Source organism: Mesorhizobium sp. M7A.F.Ca.ET.027.02.1.1 (genome assembly GCF_004022985.1).
GTDB lineage: Bacteria > Pseudomonadota > Alphaproteobacteria > Rhizobiales > Rhizobiaceae > Mesorhizobium.
This window is the reverse complement of sequence record NZ_RZOL01000994.1, coordinates 1-384: the sequence shown is the minus strand read 5'-3', so window position 1 is coordinate 384 and position 384 is coordinate 1. Positions and strand designations below refer to the sequence as shown.

Genomic DNA, 384 nt, shown 5'->3' with positions numbered 1-384 from the left:
GGGTGGATGAAGGCATCATGAACGACGCGATCCTCGCGCCGCAGCAGGGCATCACCCGCGACGCCAAAGGCACCGCCACCGCGCTGGTGGTCAATGCCAGCAACAAGGTTGAGCAGCGTCAGCTGGAGACGGGCGATACCTACGGCGACAAATGGCTGGTGCTGAGCGGCCTGAAGGCGGGCGATAAGCTGATTGTGGAAGGCACCGACAAAGTGGCCGCCGGGCAGGAAGTGAAGGCCGAAGAGATGAAAACCAGCGGAGGAAACGCCTGATGTTTTCCCGCTTCTTCGTGCGTCGCCCGGTCTTTGCCTGGGTTATTGCCATTCTTATCATGCTCGCCGGGATGCTGGCGATCCGCACGCTGCCGGTGGCGCAGTACCCGGA

At 62.2% G+C, this 384-nt stretch carries 1 protein-coding gene; it reads left to right on the top strand.

From position 1 onward, the window contains the following. Positions 1-272 (top strand): HlyD family secretion protein (locus EN749_RS37410; RefSeq protein ID WP_189368099.1); only part of this gene is annotated, 272 nt, incomplete at its 5' end. Positions 273-384: the final 112 nt, after the last annotated feature.